We start from the raw sequence: 513 nt of genomic DNA, 5'->3' as shown, positions 1-513 counted from the left end.
AATAATAATAACGAAATTGTTGAACTTGTTGAAAAACCTGAAACCTTTGTAAGTGATCAAGCTGTTATTGGTATTTATTACTTTAAAGATGTTGCCGTTTTAAAAAATAAACTACAAGAAGTTTTAGATGAAAACGTTATGAATGGTGGCGAATACCAAATTAATGATGGTATTAAACGTATGATGGCCGATGGTAAAGTATTTAAAATCGGTACCGTTGATGAATGGATGGATTGCGGAAACAAAGAAATTACAGTACTAACCAACGGTAAAATGCTTAACTTTTTACAATCTGATGGTGAAGAACAATTGGTGGCTTCTTCAGTAAAACTAGAAAATTCAAATATTATTGAACCTTGTTTTGTTGGTGAAAACGTTGTTTTAAAAAATACCACAGTTGGCCCGCATGTATCAATAGGTAATGGTACGGTTATTGAAAATTCAACTGTTAAAAACAGCTTAATTCAAACCAATACTTCTATAAAAAATGCTAATTTAGATAACGCCATGATT

General features: G+C 30.8%; 1 protein-coding gene. It reads left to right on the top strand.

Features of this window, described 5'->3' with window-relative positions:
- A partial coding sequence (locus FUA24_RS23580) for a sugar phosphate nucleotidyltransferase (protein ID WP_246147152.1) occupies nucleotides 1–513 on the top strand: 513 nt, incomplete at both ends.

This window comes from Seonamhaeicola marinus (assembly GCF_008085455.1).
The sequence above is the reverse complement of the archived record's forward strand: the minus strand, read 5'-3'. Positions and strand labels throughout refer to the sequence as shown.